The organism is Kocuria tytonicola (genome assembly GCF_003687455.1).
Taxonomy (GTDB): Bacteria; Actinomycetota; Actinomycetes; order Actinomycetales; family Micrococcaceae; genus Kocuria; species Kocuria tytonicola.
In genome coordinates this window covers 1-5,009 of the sequence record NZ_PHOA01000133.1, presented here as the reverse complement: position 1 = coordinate 5,009, position 5,009 = coordinate 1, and the positions used below count along the sequence as shown (strand labels likewise).

Annotated in this window: 3 protein-coding genes and 1 tRNA gene; 1 reads left to right on the top strand and 3 read right to left on the bottom strand. The window is 73.7% G+C overall.

Annotation, left to right across the window (positions count from 1 at the left end; all coding sequences use genetic code 11):
- Positions 1-377: PhzF family phenazine biosynthesis protein (locus CWC38_RS10875; RefSeq protein ID WP_133306257.1), on the bottom strand; the 377-nt coding region annotated here is incomplete at its 3' end.
- Between the two features lie 143 nt (positions 378-520).
- Positions 521-594 (bottom strand) — tRNA-Pro (locus CWC38_RS10870).
- Positions 595-692: 98 nt separating this feature from the next.
- On the opposite strand from CWC38_RS10870, the gene CWC38_RS10865 reads away from it, so the two are divergent.
- Complete coding sequence (locus CWC38_RS10865; protein WP_121846746.1) at positions 693-1,931, top strand: MFS transporter; 1,239 nt, start codon at positions 693-695, stop codon at positions 1,929-1,931.
- 39 nt (positions 1,932-1,970) lie between these two features.
- Here CWC38_RS10865 and CWC38_RS10860 read toward each other — a convergent pair whose 3' ends face one another.
- Positions 1,971-4,910, bottom strand: a complete 2,940-nt coding sequence (locus CWC38_RS10860; protein ID WP_240625231.1) for an FAD-binding and (Fe-S)-binding domain-containing protein — start codon at positions 4,908-4,910, stop codon at positions 1,971-1,973.
- Between the last annotated feature and the right edge of the window lie 99 nt (positions 4,911-5,009).

The following is a 5,009-nucleotide window of genomic DNA, read 5'->3' as shown; positions in this document are numbered from 1 at the left end:
TCGAAGGCCAGGGCGGCGTCGTCGTCCGGGGAGGGGTGGATGCGCACGAGACCCGCGGCGCACTCCTGCACGAGCACGGGGGTGTGCGGCGAGTTCCCGGCGGCCAGCCAGGCGCGGGCCGAGCCCAGGGTGGGGTGGCCCGCGAACGGCAGCTCGCGGTCGGGAGTGAAGATCCGCAGCCGGTAGTCGGCGTCGGGGGAGGTGGGCGGCAGGACGAACGTGGTCTCGGAGAGGTTGGTCCAGCGCGCGAAGCGTGCCATCTGCTCGTCCGTGAGGTCCGAGCCGTCCAGGACCACGGCCACGGGATTGCCCCGGCAGGGTTCGGCGGAGAACACGTCCACCTGGGCGAACGGGCGGTGGCGGGGCAGTGATGTCATGACCACGATTCCACCACGGCCGGGCGCGCGGTGGCACGCAGGGACCCCGTGCGCGTCGTCCAGGAGAACGCAACGGCGTCCGAGGCGGGGGCGGACATGAAAAATCCCCTTGCTCCGGTTGCGGAGGAGCAAGGGGATTCGAGTCGGGATGACAGGATTTGAACCTGCGACCTCGTCGTCCCGAACGACGCGCGCTACCAAGCTGCGCCACATCCCGCTGCTGCACGGACGGAGCCCGCGAACAACTGCTCCAGCATAGCGTCAGGATTCGGGGAATGCGAAATCCCCGCCGGGCCCGCGGGTACGCTCGCCACCATGGGACGAGCAGGCGGTCAGGCGGTCACCCCGCGCACGTGGTGGCGCGTTGGCGCGGCCATGTTCACCGTGGGATTCGGCGCAAACCTCTTCGCGCCGATGCTCGAGGTGTACCGCTCGCAGGACGGGCTGAGCGAGTCCTTCGTGACCGGGATGCTGGGGATCTACGCGGCCGGGCTGGTGCCCGCGCTGCTGGTGTTCGGGCCGGTGTCCGACCACCGGGGCCGACGGGCGGTGATGCGCCCCGCGCTCGCCGTGGTGCTCGTGGCGTCCCTCGTGCTGGCGCTGTCCTCCCAGGCCTCGGACTGGCTGCTCTACGCGGGGCGGTGGGTCATGGGTTTCGGCGTGGGCATGGCCATGTCCTCGGGGTCCGCGTGGGTCAAGCAGCTCAGCGCGGACCGCCCGGGTGCCGGGCCCCGCCGGGCCACGGTGGTGCTCTCCGGCGGTTTCGGTGCCGGGCCCCTCGTGGCCGGCCTGCTGGCGCAGTTCCTTCCCGCTCCCCAGGTCACGCCGTTCGTGGTGCACGCGGTGCTCGTGCTCCTGGCGGGCGCGCTCGTGTGGCGGGTTCCCGAGACGCAGCTCCCCGCCCGGGGGCCCCGCGCGGCGCGGCCACTGGTGCCTCCCGTGGCCCTCACGGCCCGGTTCTTCTGGGTGGTTGCGGCCTGGTCCCCGTGGGTCTTCGGCACGGCCACGGTGGCGTTCGCGAGCATCCCGTCCTTCGTGATCGGCATCGTGCGGTTCCCGGTGGCGTACCTGGGCCTGGTGGCTGCCACGGTCATGTTCACGGGCGTGCTGGTCCAGCCCCTGGCCTCGCGGCTGGGGGAGCGGGGCTGGCTCCCGCTGTCCGTCACGGGCCTCGGGGCGGCGAGCGCCGGTCTCCTGCTCGGCGCCGTGACGGTCGCGGGGCAGCTGAGCTGGCTCGCGTTCCCCACCGCCGTGATGCTCGGGGTGAGCTACGGGCTCATGATGGTCGCCGGGCTGCGCGAGGTGGAGCTGCTGGCCCGCCCGCACGACCTCGGGGCGCTGATCGGGGTCTTCTACACCCTCACCTACGTGGGCTTCGCGGTGCCGTTCGTGCTGGCCGTGCTGGCTCCTGCCGTGGCGGAGCTCGCCGGGGTGGGCGCGGGCACGGGATTCGTGTGGTGCCTGCTCGCCGGGGTGCTCGTGTGCGCCGTGTCCGCCGGTCCCGTGGCCCGTGCGGCCTCGCGCGGGGTTCCGGACCCGGGGACGACGGCGTAGCGCCCCTCCGCGACGCCGGTCCCGGCCGTGCCGCGGGCCTCAGCGCGTGACGCGCTCCAGGACCTGCAACACGTGCTCGTAGGGCTCTCCGGTGGCCTCGGTGAGGGCCTGTTCGCACGTCCGGTTCACGGAGGCGTACGCCTCGAAGTCACCCGCGCGGACCTCGGCGGCCTCCCGCGCCGTGGCGGAGGCCGTGAGCTCCGGGTGCAGCATCCCGCGGTCCCCGGCGTAGCCGCAGCAGCCCCAGGACACCGGCACCGTGACCTCCCGCGCGCACGCGTTCGCCACGCTCAGCAGGTCCTCCGTGATCCCCAGGTGCACGGACGAGCACGTGGGGTGCACGGCCAGTGTCTCCAGCGGGGACGCGGGGTCCAGGCGGGGGAGCACGTGCTCGGCGGTGAACGTCACCGCGTCCACGAACTCGAGCTCCCCGTACCGGGGGTGCTCCGCCGCGAGCCGTTGCATGGTCGCCAGCCCCTCGGTGCAGGACGCCGCATCGCACACGACCGGGAGCCGACCGCGGTCCGAGGCCTCCCACAGCAGGCCGAGGGTCCGCTCGGTCATGGTGGCGTAGCCCGTGGGCAGGCCCTTGGACTTCCACGGGGTGCCGCAGCACGCCGCGTCGATGCCCTCGGGGATCCGCACCGCGACCCCGGCGCGCTCGCAGACCCGCAGGAACGCCTCGGACGTGCTCGGTCCCTCTCCCGTGGCCGTGCCGAACATCGCGTTGATGCACGCGGGGAAGAACACGGCGCGGACGGCGTCGTCCTGCACGGGGTCCGACGCCGCGTGGTCCTCGCGGCCGCCCGCCGCGCCCACTCCCGTGGCCCGGGGATCTGCGGCCCTGGAATCCGTGGTCCTGGAATCCGCAGCACGGCGGAGCGGGAGCTCGGCGGAGGACGGGCCGGGCGGCGTCGTCAACCGGGAGCGCGCGCCGCCGCCCGCGGGCAGGGACGCGTTGTAGCGCGGCACGGTGTCCGCCCCGAGCACGGCGCGGGCGGCGCGCGTGGCGGAGGAGGGCAGCGCCGGGGGCATGCGGGAGGCCAGGGTCAGCGCGAACGATGCCCCGGCGGAGGTGGCGGCCCAGGAGCGGGCGGCCGCGGCCCACGCGAGGTCCGCGACCTTGGAGTGGTTCTCCGCGCGGAGCCGCCGCACCAGGTCCCCGGTGTTGATGTGCACGGGGCACGCCGTGACACACATGCCGTCCACGGCGCAGGTCTGCAGCCCCGCGTAGTCGTACTCGCGGCGCAGCCGGGCGGCGAGCTCAGCGTCCCCGCGCTCCTCGGCCTGCGCGATCTCCCGGCGCCCCACGATGCGCTGGCGCGGGGTGAGCGTGAGGTCCTGGGACGGGCACACGGGCTCGCAGTAGCCGCACTCGACGCACCGGTCCACCTCGGACTCCACGGGCGGGGCGGTCTTGAGGTCCCGCAGGTAGGCGCGCGGGTCGGCGGTGAGGATCACGCCCGGGTTGAAGCGGTGGTCGGGGTCGATGAGCTCTTTGAGCTCCACCATGACCGCGTGCAGCTCGTCCCCGTACTGCCGCCGCACGAACGGCGCCATGATGCGCCCCGTGCCGTGCTCGGCCTTCAGAGACCCGCCGTGACCCAGCACCAGGTCCACCATCTCCTCCGTGAAGCGTTCGTAGCGGGTGAGCTGGGCGGGGTCGTCGAACTGCTCGTTGAGCATGAAGTGGACGTTGCCGTCCTTGGCGTGGCCGAAGATCACGGAATCCCGGTAGCCGTGCGCGTCGAACAGCCCCGTGAGCTCCTCGCACGTGGTGCCCAGCTGGTCCACGGGCACCACCACGTCCTCCAGCAGGGCGTTGGTGCCCTGCGGCCGGTTGCCCGCCACGGTGGTGTACAGGCCCTTGCGCACGGTCCACAGGCTCGCGCGCTCCCGGGGATCGGTGGTCAGGGCCACGGGGCCGGCGAGGTCCAGCGCATCGAAGGTGGGAAGGGCCGCCTCCGCGAGGTCCCGCACACCCTCGGGAGTGTCGTGCTGGTACTCCACGAGCAGGGCGGCCTGCTGGTCCACGGGGATGTCCATGATCACGGGCGGTGCGAGGCCCGTGCGCTGCGAGACCGCGAGCGAGGTGGCGTCCAGCAGCTCCAGCGTGGCGCAGCGCGAGGCCACGAGGCTCGGCACCGCGCTGGTGGCGGCCACGACCGTGGGGAACACGAGCAGCCCGGTGGACACGTGCGGGTGCACGGGAACGGTGCGAAGTGTCGCACTGGCCACGAAGCCCAGCGTGCCCTCGGAACCGATCATGAGGTGCTCGAGGATCCGCACCGGGTCCTCGTGGTCCAGGAACGAGTTCAGCCCGTAGCCCATGGTGTTCTTCATGGCGAAGAGCCGTTCCACGGTCCGCACGGACTCGGGGTTGCCCCGCACCCGGTCCCGCAGCTGCAGCAGGCCCTCGAACAGCTCGGGCTCCCGCGAGCGCAGCTGCTCCGCGGCATCCGGGGCCGCGGTGTCCAGGACCGTGCCGGAGGGCAGCACGAGCACCATGGACTCCAGGGTGCGGTACGTGTTGAACTCGGTGCCGCACGCCATGCCGGAGGAGTTGTTGGCCACCACGCCGCCCAGCGTGCACGCGGTCTCGCTCGCCGGGTCCGGTCCCAGCGCCCGCCCGTGCGGGGCCAGCAGCGCGTTGACGCGCCGCACCGTCACGCCCGGCTGCACCCGCACGCGGGCGCCACCGTCCAGCACCGCCACGTCCTTGAAGTGCCGCCGCACGTCCACGAGCAGCTGGTCCGTGACCGCCTGCCCGGACAGGGACGTGCCGCCCGAGCGCAGGGTCAGCCCCGCCCCGGTGCCCGCGGCCGTCGCGAAGATCCGCCCCACCTCGTTCTCGCTGCGGGGGCGCAGCACCGCGTGGGGCTGCATCAGGTAGTGGGACGCGTCGTGCGCCACCGCGCGGCGCTCCAGCTCCCCCGCCACCACGACGCCGCTGCCGCACTCCTCCACGATCCGGCGCACCGCGCGGTGCAGCGGCGAGTCCCCGGTGCCGGCGACCGCGCCGGGTACCCCGCCCGGGGAACCCGGCCCCGCGCCGTCGTGCGCCGGACGGGGGAAGGG